We start from the raw sequence: 13,120 nt of genomic DNA, 5'->3' as shown, positions 1-13,120 counted from the left end.
GAATTCACGAGGGAAGTCACATGAAAAAGTCGATTGCATCGTTGTTGCTCGGCACGGCGTTGGCCGTGACTGCCACTGGCGCCGCCTTCGCACAGGACAAGACCGTCAAGATCGGTGCGTTGTCCGATCAGTCCGGCCTCTATGCCGATCTCGGCGGGCCCGGCTCCACGCTCGCCGCCCAGATGGCGGTTGAAGATTCCGGCCTGACGGGCAAGGGCTGGAAGATCGACATCATCTCCGGCGATCATCAGAACAAGCCTGACATCGGCACCGCGATCGCGCGGCAGTGGTTCGACGTCGACAAGGTCGACATCATCGTCGACGTGCCGAACTCCGGCGTGGCGCTCGCCGTCAACAACGTCGTCAAGGAAAAGAACGGCGTCTACATCAATTCGGGCGCGGCGACCTCGGACCTCACCAATGCGCAGTGCTCGCCCAACACCGTGCACTGGACCTACGACACCTACATGCTGGCCCACACCACGGGCCAGGCGCTGGTGAAGGCCGGTGGCGACACCTGGTTCTTCCTGACGGCGGACTACGCCTTCGGAGCGGCACTGGAGCGCGATACCACCGCGGTCGTCACTGCCAATGGCGGCAAGGTGGTCGGCGGCGTCAAACATCCGCTCAACACGCCGGACTTCTCCTCCTTCCTGCTCCAGGCGCAGGCCTCGAAGGCCAAGATCATCGGCCTTGCCAATGCCGGCGGTGATACCACCAACACGATCAAGCAGGCGGCCGAGTTCGGCATCGGCAAGGGCGGCCAGAAGCTCGCGGCGCTGCTGCTGTTCCTCACCGACGTCAAGGCGATCGGCCTCGAGACGGCGCAGGGCCTCAACTTCACCGAGACGTTTTACTGGGACATGAACGACCAGACCCGGGCGTTCTCCAAGCGGTTCTCGGAGAAGATGAAGAACGGCGCGATGCCGACCATGGTGCAGGCGGGTGTCTATGCGGGCGTGCGCCACTATCTCAAGGCTCTCGAAGCGCTCGGCGGCAATCCGCATGACGGCGTCAAGGTGGTCGAGAAGATGAAGTCGATGCCGACCGAAGACGATCTGTTCGGCAAGGGCGAGATCCAGCCGAACGGCCGCACCATCCACAACGCCTATCTATTCGAGGTGAAGAAGCCCTCCGAGTCCAAGGGACCGTGGGACTTCTACAAGCTCGTCGGCACGGTGCCGGGCGACCAGGCCTTCACGCCGCTCTCCGAGAGCAAGTGCGCGCTGCTCAAGAAATAAGACCGACAGCCCGCCGGTGTTGAGCCGGCGGGCGCTACTCTGGGAACGCCGAAGGGACTGGGTGCTGGATCGATGCAGGCTCTCTACGCACAGCTACTGGTAGGACTGATCAACGGCTCGTTCTACGCGCTGCTCAGTCTCGGGCTCGCCGTCATCTTCGGCATGCTCAACATCATCAATTTCGCCCATGGCGCGCTCTACATGATGGGCGCCTTCGTCGCCTATTTCCTGCTGAACCTCGGCGGCATCAATTACTGGTGGGCGCTGCTGCTGGCGCCGATCATTGTCGGCATCTTCGGCATGATCCTGGAACGGACCATGCTGCAATGGCTGACCGGCCTCGACCATCTCTACGGCCTGCTCTTGACCTTCGGCATCGCGCTGATCGTGCAGGGCGTGTTCCAGAACTACTTCGGCTCCTCCGGCCTGCCTTACGCCATTCCGGACCAGCTCAAGGGCGGCATGAATCTCGGCTTCATGTTCTTGCCCGTCTACCGTGGCTGGGTCGTCATCTTCTCGCTGGTGGTGTGTCTGGCCACCTGGTTCCTGATCGAGAAGACGCGGCTCGGCGCTTACCTCCGCGCCGCCACTGAAAATCCGACGCTGGTGCGTGCCTTCGGCATCAACGTGCCGCGCATGATCACGTTGACCTACGGCCTCGGCGTCGGCCTCGCCGCGCTTGCCGGCGTGCTCTCGGCGCCGATCAACCAGGTGCGGCCGCTGATGGGCGCCGACCTCATCATCGTCGTGTTCGCGGTTGTCGTGATCGGCGGCATGGGATCGATCATGGGCTCCATCATCACCGGCTTCGCGCTCGGTGTGATCGAGGGCCTGACCAAATATTTCTACCCCGAGGCCTCCAACACCGTCGTGTTCGTGCTGATGGTACTGGTGCTCTTGGTGAAGCCAACGGGATTGACGGGAAGGGCAGCCTGATATGACAGCCTTGACGGACGATACGCTGCCGGTAACTCCGCGCGCGATGCGTGATGAGATGATCGTCTTCGCAGTGATGGCGCTGTTGCTGGCCGTGGTACCCTTTACGGGAGTCTATCCGTTCTTCGTGATGCAGGCGCTGTGCTTTGCCCTGCTGGCCTGCGCCTTCAATCTCCTGATCGGCTATGGCGGCCTGTTGTCGTTCGGTCATGCGATGTTCATGGGCACCGCCGGCTATTGCAGCGCGCATGCGCTGAAGGTCTGGGCGCTGCCGCCCGAGCTTGGCGTCCTCGTCGGAATCGCGGCTGCGTTCGGGCTGTCACTCATCACCGGCTACATCTCGATCCGCCGCCAGGGCATCTATTTCTCGATGATCACACTGGCGCTGTCGCAGCTGCTGTACTTCATCTACCTGCAGGCGCCGTTCACCCATGGCGAGGACGGTATCCAGGGCATTCCGCAGGGGCACATGTTTGGCGTGCTCGATCTGTCGAAGCCGACCGTGCTCTATTATGTCGTGCTGGCCGGCTTCCTCGCCGGCTTCCTGCTGATCTACCGCATCATCAACTCGCCGTTTGGCGAGGTTCTCAAATCGATCCGCGAGAACGAGCCGCGCGCGATCTCGCTGGGCTACCGGACCGACCAGTACAAGTTCCTGGCGTTTGTCCTGTCGGGGACGCTGGCAGGCTTTGCCGGCGCGCTGAAAGTGTTCGTGGCGCAGAACGCCTCGCTCACCGACGTGCACTGGTCGATGTCCGGCGAAGTCGTGCTGATGACGCTGGTCGGCGGTCTCGGCACCATCTTCGGGCCCGTGGTCGGCGCCTTCGTCATCATCGCCATGCAGCAATATCTCGCCGGCTTCGGCCAATGGGTGACGGTGATCCAGGGCTCGATCTTCGTGGTCTGCGTGCTCACCTTCCGCCGTGGCGTCATCGGGGAAATCGCGCATTACCTCCGGCGCTCGCTCTAAGTCATTGATATCGCGTAAATTTCGTCGATGCGCGAATCCGGTGGATGATCCGATCCCGTGGGTGCGAGATTGCACGCGCGCGGAGCGAAAATGGTCTATGACGGTTTTGTGACGGCCCCTTCGGGCCGGGTCATTTCCATCAGGTAGACTATCCCCATGATGCGTTGGTTTCGCGCTTTCCTGCCCAAGGAAGAACGGTTCTTCGACCTGTTCGACCGCCATGCCAAGACCGTGATCCAGGGCGCGATTGCGCTTCAGGGTGTGCTGAACGGAGGCGAGGAGACGCCGGTCTACTGCCAGCGCGTCAGCCAGTTCGAGAATGACGCCGACAACGTCACGCGCGAGGTGCTGACGGCGGTGCGGCGAACCTTCATCACGCCGTTCGACCGGGGCGACATCAAGAACCTCATCACCTCGCTGGACGACGCCATCGACCAGATGCAGCAGACGGCCAAGGCCGTGATGCTGTTCGAGGTCCGCACCTTCGAGCCGCCGATGCGCGAAATCGGCGCGCTCCTGATCGAATGCGCCAATCTGGTGGGACGCGCGCTGCCGCTGATGCAGGAGATCGGCAAGAACGTCGCCATGCTGACCGCGATCACGGAGGAACTGACCAAGCTCGAGGGCCGCGTCGACGATCTCCATGACATCGGCCTGAAGGAGCTGTTCCTCAAGCACCGCAACGGCAACGCGATGGATTTCATCGTCGGCGTCGAGATCTACGACCACCTCGAGAAGGTGGCCGATCGCTTCGACGACGTCGCGAACGAGATCAACAGCATCGTCATCGAGCAAGTGTAGCGCATGATCCGGAAAAGTGTGCAGCGGTTTTCCCCCGCGACAAACGCGGAACGCGTTTGCGCGGAGATCATCCGCAAAGCTTAGAGTGGGGGCGCCGCTGTGGATGCTGCGTTGGGTCTTCCCGTCCTGGTCGGACTGATCGCCGTCGCGCTGCTGTTCGACTTCCTGAACGGCCTGCACGATGCCGCCAATTCGATCGCGACCATCGTCTCGACCCGGGTGCTGCGGCCGCAATTCGCAGTGTTCTGGGCCGCGTTTTTCAATTTCGTCGCCTTCATGGTGTTCGGCCTGCACGTGGCCCAGACCATCGGCACCGGCATCATCGATCCCGCGATCGTCGATGCCCAGGTGATCTTCGCAGCCCTTGTCGGCGCCATCGTCTGGAATCTCGTGACCTGGGGGCTCGGCATTCCGTCCTCGTCCTCGCATGCGCTGATCGGCGGCCTCGTCGGTGGCGGCATGGCCAAGGCCGGAATATCGGCGGCGGTCTGGAGCGGCCTCACCAAGGCGGTGCTGGCGATCGTGCTGTCGCCGCTGGTCGGCTTCCTGCTTGCGATGATGCTGGTTGCGATCGTGTCCTGGCTGTCGGTGCGCTCGACGCCGTTCGCGGTCGACCGTGCTTTCCGCATCCTGCAATTCGCCTCCGCCTCGCTCTATTCGCTCGGCCATGGCGGCAATGACGCGCAGAAGACGATGGGCATCATCGCCGTGCTGCTGTATTCGCAGGGCCATCTCGGCAACGAATTCTCGGTGCCATTCTGGGTGGTGCTCTCTTGCCAGGCGGCGATGGCGCTGGGCACGCTGATGGGTGGCTGGCGCATCGTCCGCACCATGGGCCTGCGCATCACCAAGCTGACGCCGATGCAGGGCTTCTGTGCCGAGACAGGCGGCGCGGCGACCCTGTTCATCGCCACCTTCCTCGGCGTTCCCGTCTCGACCACCCACACCATCACCGGCGCCATCGTCGGCGTCGGTGCGGCTCGGCGCGTTTCGGCGGTGCGCTGGAACGTGGCGAGCTCGATCGTCTATGCCTGGGTGATCACGATCCCGGCCTCGGCCATCGTCGCGGCGCTCTCCTGGTGGGCGGTCCAGTTCTTCAAGTAACGAGCTTCAGCCCGGCGATGCCGGCCACGATCAGCCCGATGCTGGCGAGGCGAAGCGCGGTGGCTGGCTCGCCGAACAGGGCGATGCCGAGCGTCGCCGTGCCGACCGCGCCGATGCCGGTCCAGACCGCATAGGCGGTTCCGACGGGCAGGGACTTGAGGGCGATGCCGAGCAGGATCACGCTGCCGGCCATGGCCGCGAGCGTGATCACGGACGGAACCAGCCGGGTAAAGCCCTCGGTGTATTTCAGGCCGATCGCCCAGGTGATCTCGAGCAGACCGGCGACGAACAGGATGCTCCAGGCCATGACGACCCTCCATTCAAGGCAGGGCCGTCCCCGCGAGGCAGATGCTGATGAGCAGGGAGGTCGTCCTCCCCCCAAGGCCGGTTGGCCAGGGCCGATATGGGGCTGGCCGAAGGGCTGCGCAATCACCAAATGAGGCTTGATCCCTCTCATTTTCCCTGCCAAACGCTCCCGCCATGTCCGACATTGCCGCCACCACAGCCGAATCGCCGGCCCGTTCCCCGCTTGCTGCAGAAGTGGCGCGGCGGCGCACCTTTGCGATCATCTCCCATCCTGACGCCGGCAAGACCACGCTGACCGAGAAGCTGCTGCTGTTCGGCGGCGCCATCAACCTCGCCGGCCAGGTCAAGGCCAAGGGCGAGCGGCGCAACACCCGTTCGGACTGGATGAAGATCGAGCGCGAGCGCGGCATCTCGGTCGTGACCTCGGTGATGACCTTCGAGTTCGAGGGCCTCGTCTTCAACCTCCTGGACACGCCGGGCCACGAAGACTTTTCGGAAGATACCTATCGCACGCTGACGGCGGTCGATTCCGCTGTCATGGTGATCGACGCCGCCAAGGGCATCGAGGCACGGACTCGAAAATTGTTCGAGGTGTGTCGTCTTCGGGATATCCCGATCATCACCTTCATCAACAAGATGGACCGCGAGAGCCGCGACGTGTTCGAGCTGCTCGACGAGATCGAGAAGACGCTGGCGCTCGACACCACGCCGATGACCTGGCCGGTCGGCCGCGGCCGCGACTTCCTCGGCACCTATGACGTCATCAATGGCGGTGTGCGCCTGCTCGAAGGCGGCGGCGCCAAGACCGGCGCGGCGCAGCAGATTGAGATCGCCGAACTCGCCAAGCTCAACGCCAATCTCGACGCCGCCGCGGTGAAGGACGAGCTCGAGCTCGTGACCGAGGCCTCAAAGCCGTTCGAGCTCGAGGCGTTCCGCGAGGGCCATTTGACGCCGGTTTATTTCGGCAGCGCGCTGCGCAATTTCGGCGTCGGCGACCTGCTCGAAGGTCTTGGCAAATTCGCCCCCGAGCCGCGGGCGCAGGACAGCGACCAGCGTAAGGTCGAAGCGACCGATCCGCGCATGAGCGCCTTCGTGTTCAAGATCCAGGCGAACATGGATCCGAACCATCGCGACCGCATTGCCTTTGCGCGCCTCTGCTCTGGCAAGCTCAGCCGTGGCATGAAGGCCAAGCTCGTGCGCACCGGCAAGAGCATGCCGCTGTCGAGCCCGCAATTCTTCTTTGCCCAGGACCGTTCGGTGGCGGATGAGGCCTTCGCCGGCGACGTCGTCGGCATCCCCAATCACGGCACGCTGCGCATCGGCGACACGCTGACCGAAGGCGAGGACTTCAATTTCGTCGGCGTGCCGAGCTTCGCCCCGGAAATCGTCCGCCGCGTCCGTCTTACCGATGCGATGAAAGCGAAGAAGCTGAAGGAAGCGCTTCAGCAGATGTCGGAAGAGGGCGTGGTGCAGGTGTTTCGTCCGCGCGACGGTGCGCCCGCGCTGGTCGGCGTGGTCGGTGCACTGCAGCTCGACGTGCTCAAGGCGCGGCTGGAGGCGGAATATTCGCTGCCCGTGGAGTTCGAGGTGAGTGAGTTTCAGCTCGCGCGCTGGGTCTCCTCGGAGGACCGCAAGAAGCTCGACACCTTCATCGCCGCAAATACCTCGAGCATTGCCGATGACGTCGACGGCGACCCCGTCTATCTCGCCCGGAACGAGTTCTATCTCGGCTACACCAAAGAGCGCGCTGAGGGCATCGAGTTCACCAACGTCAAGGACGTCAAGAAGAAGGGTTAAGGCGGCGGCCGCGTCCTCGGCTCTGCAGCCCCACCGTGCCTGAACGCGAGCATGTGAACGGCCGCGGGGTTGACGCGTTCATCGAGGATGCCACGTTTCACCGACGTAACATCGCGAGCTCAAAGCATGTGGCGCGGCATCCTCGTTTTCACGCTGTTGGCGATATCGACCGTCGCCGACGCGCAACGTCGCCAGATCAATCCGATCCCGTTTGCGCATGAGCCGTGCAGCGTTCTCGACGGCCCGCCCTGCACGCCGTCCTATTGCAGTCCGCTCGAGCCCGGCCCCTGCATTCCCGAGATGGACTATCCCTATGGCCAGAATCTCCAGCTCACGATCGAGAGCGTGCCGGCGGAGGCTGATCGGGCCAAGTATCAAAAGCCGGATCACGATCTCGATACGATCGGCGATCTCTTCGCTGAGCTGCGTACCTGCTGGTCACCGCCCTCGGACAACGCGCGCGCAGGCATGCAGATGGCCGTCCGCTTCAGCTTCAATAGAACCGGCGGCCTGATCGGTCCGCCGCGGCTGACCTTTGCGACCGCGGGTGTCCCGGCCGACACAAGGACGACCTATCTCAACGCCATCAATTCATCGCTGAACGCTTGCTTGCCGCTGAAGTTCACCAACGGGCTCGGCGGCGCTTTGGCCGGACGCCCAATCGCGATCCGCTACGTCGACAATCGCGAACTCAAGAACTAGCTCCGCAGACTCCTCACCATGAGGAACGAGAGTTGCGAGCTGCGGCCAATCGATGATACCTCAGAGGTGGGGCGCTGGGTTAAGGGGAGAATGTCGTGGGTCTATTGGTTATGATCCTGGGGCTGGTGCTGTTTTTCGCCGCCCATGTTTTCACCACGAAACGTGACGCACGCGCGCAGGCGATCGCGCGGCTGGGCGAGGGGACCTACAAGATCCTCTATTCTGTCGTCTCGCTTGCGGGACTGGCGCTGATCGTCTGGGGCTTTGGCCATTATCGCAGCTCCGGCTGGATCGATGTCTGGTATCCGCCGAAGGCGATGAAGCACATCACGGTTGCGCTGATGTTGCCTGCGGTGATCCTGGTGGTCGCGTCCTATGTGCGCGGGCGCATCTATGCGACGCTGAAGCATCCGATGCTCGCCGGCGTCAAACTGTGGGCGGCTGCACATCTGCTCGCCAACGGCGATCTCGGCTCCATCATCCTGTTCGGCTCGTTCCTGGGCTGGGGCGTCTACGACCGCATTTCGCTGAAGCATCGCACCGATGCCGGTGGCCCGCCGATTCCGGTGGGCGGCATCACCAACGATCTGATCGCGGTCGCGGTCGGTATCGTCGCCTATCTGGCGCTGGCGTTTGCGTTCCATCCTGTCGTGATCGGCGTTCCCGTCATGGGTGGCTAGCCGATCGGCGCAAGACTTCACTTCCCTGCCCATGCGGGGAAGGTGACAAAAGCAACAAGACGAGGATCCTCCGATGGATTGGTCGCAATCTCAGATCCCGCCGATGCGGTTCGAGGCGCGCTTTGGTGACCGGGTGGTGCCGGCCTTCGTCGATCGGCCTTCGAGCTTGTGGGCAATGATCGCGGAGGCCGCCGCGCGCAATGTCGACGGCGAAGCGCTCGTCTGCGGCAATGTCCGGCTGAGCTGGTGGCAAACGGTGGAGCTGGCGGCGCGGATTGCATCGGGTTTTCGCAAGCTCGGCCTGCAACGCGGCGACCGTGTCGCGATCCTGCTCGGCAACCGCATCGAATTTCCACTGCTGCTGTTCGCCGCCGCGCATGAGGGGCTGGTTACGGTGTTGCTCAGCACGCGTCAGCAGAAGCCGGAGATCGCCTATGTGCTCGCCGATTGCGGCGCCAAGATCCTGATCCACGAGGCGGCGCTCGCTGGACGGCTGCCGGATGCGCGCGATGTTCCCGACGTGATGCACCGTATTGCCGTCGATGATGACATGAAGCTTTCGCGCTTCTCCGTGCTGGCGGACAACGCGCCGGCCCCAACGCCGATCGACGTCGGTGAGGAGGACACCGCGATGATCCTCTATACGTCGGGCACCACGGGCAAGCCGAAGGGCGCGATGCTGGCCCATTGCAACATCGTGCATTCCTCGATGGTGTTCGTGGCCTGCCTGCAATTGACGCAAGCCGACCGCTCGATCGCAGCCGTCCCGCTCGGCCACGTCACCGGCGTCGTGGCCAACATCACGACGATGATCCGCTGCGGCGGCGCGCTGATCATCATGCCGGAGTTCAGGGCTGCCGATTACCTCAAGCTCGCCGCGCGCGAGCGCGTCACCTACACGGTGATGGTGCCGGCGATGTACAATCTCTGTCTGCTGCAGCCCGATTTCGACAGCTACGATCTCTCGAGCTGGCGCATCGGCGGCTTCGGTGGCGCGCCGATGCCGGTCGCAACCATCGAGAAGCTGAAGGCGACGATTCCGGGCCTGAAGCTTGCGAACTGCTACGGCGCGACCGAAACGACGTCGCCGTCCACCATCATGCCGGGCGAACTGACGGCGAGCCATATCGATAGTGTCGGCCTGCCGTGTCCGGGTGCGCGGATCATCGCGATGGGGGCGGATGGCCGCGAACTGCCGCCCGGCGGGATCGGCGAGCTCTGGATTAGAAGCGCCTCCGTCATCAAGGGCTACTGGAACAACCCGAAGGCCACGGCCGAGAGCTTTACCGCCGGCTTCTGGCATTCGGGCGATCTGGGCTCGGTCGATGCCGACGGGTTCGTCCGCGTGTTCGACCGGCAGAAGGACATGATCAATCGCGGCGGCCTCAAGATCTATTCGGCCGAGGTCGAATCGGTGCTGGCCGGCCATCCCGCCGTGGTCGAGAGCGCGATCATCGCAAAGCCGTGCCCGGTGCTGGGCGAGCGCGTCCACGCGGTCGTGGTCACGCGGACACAGGTCGGCAGCGACGACTTACGGGCCTGGTGTGCCGAACGGCTGTCCGACTACAAGGTGCCGGAGACAATGGTGATCACCGCCGATCCCCTGCCGCGCAACGCCAATGGTAAGGTGCTGAAGCGACAGTTGCGGGAGCTCTGGTAGGGACCTCCCGCAGCCCCGGACTATCCCGGATCGCGCGTTAACGCCTTGATCGGGCTTGCTTTGCCTTGCCACCGCCATATCGATAGGGTATCGCCGCCGCGACGTGGGGACGGGCCTTAGACGCGCGCGATCTGGCGCGCGCTCCCGGCCGGGCATGGGATTAGCTTAAGTGTCTGAATTATTTGACGAAGTCGACGAGGAAGTACGTCGCGAGCAGCTCAAGAAGCTGTGGGACAAATATTCGCTCTACTTTATCGCCCTGATGGTGCTGATCGTGGCCGCCGTGGGCGGCTGGCGCGGCTATCAGTACCTGGAGGCCAAGAAGGCCGCCGAGGCCGGCGCGACCTTCGAGAAGGCCGCCGAGCTGTCGGAGCAGGGCAAGCATGCCGAGGCCGAGACGGCCTTCGCCGATCTCGCTGCCAAGGCTCCCTCTGGCTATCGTACCCTGTCGCGGCTCCGCGCCGCGGCGGAGGCGTCGGCCCGCGATCCCAAGGCTGCGGCCAAGATGTACGACGACATCGCCGCCGACCGCAGCATCGGCAGCGAGTGGCAGGATCTGGCGAAGATTCGCGCGGCCAGCCTGCTGGTGGACAGCGCGAGCTACGCCGACATCCAGCAGCGTCTGGAGACGTCCGCCGAACCCAAATCGACCTTCCGCCACAGCGCTCGCGAGTTGCTGGCGCTGTCGGCCTGGCGCAACAACGACATGACTTCGGCGCGCAAATGGCTCGACGCAATCGCCGAGGACGGCGAAACGCCGCCCGGCCTGCGCTCGCGCGCCGAGGCGCTCCAGGCCCTGCTGCCGCCCGTCGCCAAAAGCTGAGCTTGCGAGCTGACGGTCCCGAAAGCTTAGACGAGATACTGATATGCGCCGCACGCCACGTTTGATCGCAGCTGCCGTCCTGATCGCCTTCACGGGCGTCCTGGGCGGTTGCTCCAGCTTCGATCCGAGCGATATGCTCGACTGGCTCGACACCAAGAAGAAGCTGCCGGGCGAGCGCAAGCCGGTGTTCCCCGAGGGCGTACCGGGTCTGGAGCAGGGCGTGCCCAAGGAGATGTATAAGGGCGCGCAGCAGCAACCGGATCCGAACGCGCCTGCCGTTGCGGCACTCCCGGCTGAGCCGCCGCCCGCCGAACCGGCAAAGCCATCGAAGTCCGCCAAGGGCAAGAAGTCCAGGCAACCGGCGCCCACCGCGGCCGCTCCGGCCGAAGCGCCGGCCGGCGAGGTCGATGGCGAGGTCCAGCCTGAGGCGGCGCCAGCGCCGGCTGCTCCGCCGCCCAAGCACAAGATCGTCCGCAAGCGCACCACAGCACCGCCGCCAGACCAGCAACCCGCCCAGCAGCCGGCACCACCGGCGCAAGCCACCCCGCAACAGCAGACGCAGGGCGCTTTCCCGGCGCCGCTGCCGAGCGGCGGTTTCTCACGCTGACATTTTTTCACTGAATTGACAGGCGCAGCCTCCGCGGCGCACGAATGACCGATGTCCTTTACGATCGCCATCATCGGCCGGCCCAATGTCGGCAAGTCGACGCTGTTCAACCGCCTGGTCGGACAGAAGCTTGCGCTCGTCGATGATCTGCCGGGCGTCACCCGCGACCGCCGCGAGGGCGAGGCCAGGCTCGGCGATCTCCAATTCACCATCATCGATACCGCCGGCCTCGACGAAGGCGCCAAGGGCTCGCTGACCGCGCGCATGCAGGAGCAGACCGAGGCCGCGATCGCGCAGGCCGATGCGCTGTTCTTCGTGATCGATGCCCGTGTCGGTCTCACGCCGACCGATCGCGCCTTTGCCGATTTCGCCCGCCGCGCCAACAAGCCGGTGCTGCTGGTTGCCAACAAGAGCGAGGGCAAGCATGGCGACGCCGGCGCGATGGAATCCTTTGCGCTCGGCCTCGGCGATCCCATCCAGATCTCCGCCGAGCATGGCGAGGGCATGGGCGAGCTTTACGATGCGCTCGCCAGGCTGATGCCGGAGCCGGTCGAGGAGGATGAGGCCGAGGACGACGCGCCGCTGTCCGAGGAGGAGGCCGCAACGCGACCGATCCGGGTTGCGATCGTCGGCCGTCCCAATGCCGGCAAGTCGACCTTGATCAACCATCTGCTCGGCGAGGAACGCCTGCTGACGAGCCCCGAGGCCGGCACCACGCGCGATTCCATCGCGGTCGAAATCAACTGGAAGGGCCGCGATTTCCGCGTGTTCGACACCGCAGGCCTGCGCCGGCGCTCGCGCATCGAGGAGAAGCTGGAGAAGCTCTCGGTGGCGGATGCGCTGCGCGCGGTGCGCTTTGCCGAAGTCGTCGTGCTGATGATGGATACGCAGAACCGCTTCGAGGAGCAGGATCTGCGCATCGCCGACCTGATCGAGCGCGAGGGCCGGGCGGTCGTACTTGCCGTCAACAAATGGGACCTGATGGAGACCAAGGGCGGCGGCGCGATCTCGGGTCTGCGCCGCGACGCCGACCATTGGCTGCCGCAGCTCAAGGGCGTGCCCATCGTCGCCGTCTCCGGCCTGATGGGCGAGGGCATCGATCGCCTGATGCAGGCGATCCAGGACGCCTACGCAATCTGGAACAGGCGCGTGCCGACCTCCGCGCTCAATCGCTGGTTTGAGCAGGCGATCCAAGCCAATCCGCCACCCGCGGTGTCCGGCCGCAGGCTGAAGCTGAACTACATCACCCAGACCAAGGCGCGGCCGCCGAGCTTCGTGCTGTTCTGCTCGCGCGCCGATGCGGTGCCGCAGTCGTACCTGCGTTACCTGACCAATTCGATGCGCGAGACCTTCGAGCTGCCGGGCACACCGGTGCGCATTACCCTGCGAGAGAAGGCCAACCCCTTCGCCCACAAGCGCAAGCGGCCGTCGTGAGTAGATAGCTTCGTAGGGTGGGCAAAGCGACTTGTCCGCCGAAGCTCGAAGAGCGAAGG

13 protein-coding genes are annotated in these 13,120 nt (G+C 64.3%); 12 read left to right on the top strand and 1 reads right to left on the bottom strand.

Annotated features, from left to right (window positions below; translation table 11 throughout):
* The first annotated feature begins 20 nt into the window (after positions 1 to 20).
* The 5 genes from XH89_RS22365 to XH89_RS22345 all read left to right on the top strand — a co-directional run bounded on the left by XH89_RS22365 (position 21) and on the right by XH89_RS22345 (position 5,052).
* Positions 21 to 1,241, top strand: coding sequence for an ABC transporter substrate-binding protein (locus XH89_RS22365; RefSeq protein WP_194462581.1), 1,221 nt, complete (start codon positions 21 to 23; stop codon positions 1,239 to 1,241).
* Between the two features lie 72 nt (positions 1,242 to 1,313).
* The gene (locus XH89_RS22360; protein ID WP_027557529.1) at positions 1,314 to 2,177 is read left to right on the top strand and encodes a branched-chain amino acid ABC transporter permease; all 864 of its coding nucleotides are present in this window, start codon (positions 1,314 to 1,316) and stop codon (positions 2,175 to 2,177) included.
* A gap of 1 nt (position 2,178) precedes the next feature.
* On the top strand, positions 2,179 to 3,147 hold the full coding sequence (locus XH89_RS22355) for a branched-chain amino acid ABC transporter permease (RefSeq protein WP_194462580.1): 969 nt from the start codon (positions 2,179 to 2,181) through the stop codon (positions 3,145 to 3,147).
* A gap of 156 nt (positions 3,148 to 3,303) precedes the next feature.
* Positions 3,304 to 3,948: a DUF47 domain-containing protein gene (locus XH89_RS22350; protein WP_194462579.1), complete on the top strand. Its 645-nt coding sequence runs from the start codon at positions 3,304 to 3,306 to the stop codon at positions 3,946 to 3,948.
* A gap of 99 nt (positions 3,949 to 4,047) precedes the next feature.
* Positions 4,048 to 5,052, top strand: a complete 1,005-nt coding sequence (locus XH89_RS22345; protein ID WP_194462578.1) for an inorganic phosphate transporter — start codon at positions 4,048 to 4,050, stop codon at positions 5,050 to 5,052.
* Here the strand turns inward: XH89_RS22345 and sugE are convergent.
* Positions 5,045 to 5,359 (bottom strand): quaternary ammonium compound efflux SMR transporter SugE, encoded by a 315-nt coding sequence (sugE, locus tag XH89_RS22340; protein ID WP_194462577.1) that lies wholly within the window; start codon positions 5,357 to 5,359, stop codon positions 5,045 to 5,047. The genes XH89_RS22345 and sugE overlap by 8 nt on opposite strands.
* A gap of 173 nt (positions 5,360 to 5,532) precedes the next feature.
* On the opposite strand from sugE, the gene XH89_RS22335 reads away from it, so the two are divergent.
* The 7 genes from XH89_RS22335 to der all read left to right on the top strand — a co-directional run bounded on the left by XH89_RS22335 (position 5,533) and on the right by der (position 13,061).
* The gene (locus tag XH89_RS22335; RefSeq protein WP_194462576.1) at positions 5,533 to 7,155 is read left to right on the top strand and encodes a peptide chain release factor 3; all 1,623 of its coding nucleotides are present in this window, start codon (positions 5,533 to 5,535) and stop codon (positions 7,153 to 7,155) included.
* Positions 7,156 to 7,281: 126 nt separating this feature from the next.
* Positions 7,282 to 7,857 (top strand): hypothetical protein, encoded by a 576-nt coding sequence (locus tag XH89_RS22330; protein WP_194462575.1) that lies wholly within the window; start codon positions 7,282 to 7,284, stop codon positions 7,855 to 7,857.
* A 95-nt stretch (positions 7,858 to 7,952) separates the two neighbouring features.
* Complete coding sequence (locus XH89_RS22325) at positions 7,953 to 8,537, top strand: NnrU family protein (RefSeq protein ID WP_194462574.1); 585 nt, start codon at positions 7,953 to 7,955, stop codon at positions 8,535 to 8,537.
* A gap of 73 nt (positions 8,538 to 8,610) precedes the next feature.
* A complete protein-coding gene (locus XH89_RS22320; protein WP_194462573.1) occupies positions 8,611 to 10,197 on the top strand; it encodes a class I adenylate-forming enzyme family protein in 1,587 nt (528 codons plus the stop codon).
* A 169-nt stretch (positions 10,198 to 10,366) separates the two neighbouring features.
* Positions 10,367 to 11,020, top strand: coding sequence for a tetratricopeptide repeat protein (locus tag XH89_RS22315; protein WP_194462572.1), 654 nt, complete (start codon positions 10,367 to 10,369; stop codon positions 11,018 to 11,020).
* A 43-nt stretch (positions 11,021 to 11,063) separates the two neighbouring features.
* Complete coding sequence (locus XH89_RS22310) at positions 11,064 to 11,627, top strand: hypothetical protein (protein ID WP_194462571.1); 564 nt, start codon at positions 11,064 to 11,066, stop codon at positions 11,625 to 11,627.
* Positions 11,628 to 11,678: 51 nt separating this feature from the next.
* A complete protein-coding gene (gene der / locus XH89_RS22305) occupies positions 11,679 to 13,061 on the top strand; it encodes a ribosome biogenesis GTPase Der (protein WP_194462570.1) in 1,383 nt (460 codons plus the stop codon).
* The last annotated feature ends 59 nt before the right edge of the window (positions 13,062 to 13,120 follow it).

It is taken from the genome of Bradyrhizobium sp. CCBAU 53340, assembly GCF_015291645.1.
Classification (GTDB): Bacteria; Pseudomonadota; Alphaproteobacteria; order Rhizobiales; family Xanthobacteraceae; genus Bradyrhizobium.
Note: the sequence above shows the minus strand (reverse complement) of the source record. Positions and strands in the feature narration are given on the sequence as shown.

Coding starts and splice junctions, on each gene's coding strand:
- XH89_RS22365 (WP_194462581.1), top strand. CDS start 21: ATGAAAAAGTCGATTGCATCGTTGTTGCTCGGCACGGCGTTGGCCGTG.
- XH89_RS22350 (WP_194462579.1), top strand. CDS start 3,304: ATGATGCGTTGGTTTCGCGCTTTCCTGCCCAAGGAAGAACGGTTCTTC.
- XH89_RS22310 (WP_194462571.1), top strand. CDS start 11,064: ATGCGCCGCACGCCACGTTTGATCGCAGCTGCCGTCCTGATCGCCTTC.
- XH89_RS22320 (WP_194462573.1), top strand. CDS start 8,611: ATGGATTGGTCGCAATCTCAGATCCCGCCGATGCGGTTCGAGGCGCGC.
- sugE (WP_194462577.1), bottom strand. CDS start 5,359: ATGGCCTGGAGCATCCTGTTCGTCGCCGGTCTGCTCGAGATCACCTGG.
- XH89_RS22335 (WP_194462576.1), top strand. CDS start 5,533: ATGTCCGACATTGCCGCCACCACAGCCGAATCGCCGGCCCGTTCCCCG.
- XH89_RS22355 (WP_194462580.1), top strand. CDS start 2,179: ATGACAGCCTTGACGGACGATACGCTGCCGGTAACTCCGCGCGCGATG.
- XH89_RS22360 (WP_027557529.1), top strand. CDS start 1,314: ATGCAGGCTCTCTACGCACAGCTACTGGTAGGACTGATCAACGGCTCG.
- XH89_RS22330 (WP_194462575.1), top strand. CDS start 7,282: ATGTGGCGCGGCATCCTCGTTTTCACGCTGTTGGCGATATCGACCGTC.
- der (WP_194462570.1), top strand. CDS start 11,679: ATGTCCTTTACGATCGCCATCATCGGCCGGCCCAATGTCGGCAAGTCG.